Origin of the sequence: Shewanella sp. SM23 (assembly GCF_025654295.1) — a bacterium.
GTDB lineage: Bacteria > Pseudomonadota > Gammaproteobacteria > Enterobacterales > Shewanellaceae > Shewanella > Shewanella oncorhynchi.
Genome location: NZ_JAKKRM010000044.1, coordinates 1 through 2093 on the forward strand (window position 1 = coordinate 1; position 2093 = coordinate 2093).

The 2093-nt window shown below is 37.2% G+C and carries 2 protein-coding genes and 2 pseudogenes; 1 reads left to right on the top strand and 3 read right to left on the bottom strand.

The window, feature by feature from the left end; translation table 11 throughout:
- From L5L98_RS22130 to L5L98_RS22140, 3 genes and pseudogenes are all read right to left on the bottom strand, one after another.
- Positions 1-166, bottom strand: a pseudogene (locus L5L98_RS22130) (transposase); the annotation flags it as partial.
- A gap of 337 nt (positions 167-503) precedes the next feature.
- Positions 504-986 carry a hypothetical protein gene (locus L5L98_RS22135; protein WP_263143563.1) on the bottom strand — a complete coding sequence of 161 codons (483 nt, stop codon included), beginning with the start codon at positions 984-986 and terminating at the stop codon, positions 504-506.
- Positions 983-1657, bottom strand: a complete 675-nt coding sequence (locus L5L98_RS22140; RefSeq protein WP_263143565.1) for a hypothetical protein — start codon at positions 1655-1657, stop codon at positions 983-985. Before L5L98_RS22140 ends, L5L98_RS22135 begins: the two co-directional genes overlap by 4 nt.
- Before the next feature lie 302 nt (positions 1658-1959).
- On the opposite strand from L5L98_RS22140, the pseudogene L5L98_RS22145 reads away from it, so the two are divergent.
- Positions 1960-2093 (top strand): annotated as a pseudogene (locus L5L98_RS22145) (IS110 family transposase); the annotation flags it as partial.

Below are 2093 nucleotides of genomic sequence, written 5' to 3' on the forward strand. Positions count from 1 at the left end.
CCTCAAGTTCAAACAGTAGCGATTCTACCCAAGCGCGGCGATGGTCATAGTTTTTACCCGAGTAACTATCATCACCGCATAAAAATGCACGCCGAACAACGCGACTACAACAATGATAGAAGGGTGTGTCTTCAACACTAATCTGAGTTCTTCTAGGCCTCGGCATAGCAACTCCTCCACATAAACACTTTTACTGAGTCTAGTAGAGGAGCCTAAATAACGCGATTTGTAATGGGTGGCTTGATTTTGCTTGCTACATTGCCTGCCGCAGGCTTTCGCACTGCTACCCCAGTGACACGCCGTAAATACATCCCTGTAGGCTCTACTAAAACATCCATGTTTTAGAAGGTCACTGGTGCAACAGTGCCCTATCTGGTGTCCCCATTAGACTCAGTAAATATTTTATGGACAGCTTCATTAAAAAAAAATCAATCACATAAAAGACTTGTTTCGTGCTTATTCAAAAATAGCTAACACTTCCGATGAAACTAACAATGCCCTTATCATTTAACATTTTTATTTATTAAGACTTGTTGGTTTCGTTCAATTTGACTAGATTGCTTATCCATTTCCTTGGTTAAACTATCAATTTTAACTTCCAAAACTCCTATATTTTTATGACTAAACTCCATATCCTTAATAGAGCTTTTTACATCAACCAAACCTGATGAAACATTATTCAACTTTTCATTAACCACCGAAATATCTTTACTATTTCTAGCTATATCCTCCTTAACAGCCATTAAGGTGATAAAATAGCTAACCACTCCAGACAAAATTATTCCAACTATTAGTATTCCCCATTGATTCCAATCTATTCTACTATCGTTAACTTTTTCAACTACATTATTTCCGCCTCCTCGAAAGTAATCCGTAGGAGCGGTCGGCGTAGATGAAGAACTTTGCGTTGAATATGGTGTAGTTGTTGCACCATATGAATAATGGCCGCCTGTATAAGCTGAAGAGCTAGATGATTTCAGGGTCATTTAATAAGCGCCTCTATCTCAACCTCTGAGATTTTTGATGCATACTTCTTTGATATATCTTTTAGAATTGAACTGGAAATAGTTTTACCAACCACAGGTAAGTTGTTAATATCTCGCTGAATGAAAATCCCTTTCTCCAACTGTCCATTAAAATCTATATCAGCAGCACTAATTTCATGTATATCATTAACTTGAAAACCAAATGATTCTGTTTTTTTATTAAATCTCAAACTCAACTCTTCAGCACCGTCAACTGAACTTGAGAAAAACTTTTTACGTAAAGTGTGAACAGCTGTATTATCCTGATAAAAATATCTAGCAACCATTCCAAAACGTACAACTTCTTGCCTAGATAAAATAGCGTTTACCAGCCCAGCTACTTTACTATTAAAATCATTAAGTAGATCGTTATTTGACTTAAATTCACTAGTTCTCTGCAAAATAAAATCTATTCTGTTTCTTGATATATTACAAATATACTCACCATTAGATGATGTCAATATCATCATAGGGATCTCTGGAGGCAATTCTCTTGGTAATGGTATCATTTGTGGCATTGCATCAAACATGTTCAGCATATCTGAATTCAACGATGAAAACTCAATATCTGGCCTAGCAACTATATCCCTAAGAAAAAAAGCAAACTGTAAAGTTATAATTTTTGTTTTCATAGACTGTCTCAATGTTCTTTTATGCCAAATAAATCAAAGCGCCACATAATTTGTGACGTAAACTAGTGTAAATCATAACATTACACAAGTAACAAACCTATAGAGCTATCTAAAATAACGCCCATTCAATATGTTACTGCCACAAAGGAATACACCATCCCCTCGGAGTTGCCGCAGGGCGAATAGGCAAATTGCGTGAGTCTCGCCATGGATAATGGAATGGACCCATCCACTTTAAATCGGCCTCGCAATGGGCCACGATGTAGTCGCTAAAACTCATCAGAAAGAGGACGGGTCCACCTATGAAGATTACTACAATCGGTTTAGATATCGCAAAGTCTGTTTTTCATGCTGTTGGCGTCGATAAAGCGGGCAAGTTAATCAAAAAGAAAATGCTTAGACGCAAAGACTTGCTGCCCTTTGTCGCGAAAATTGA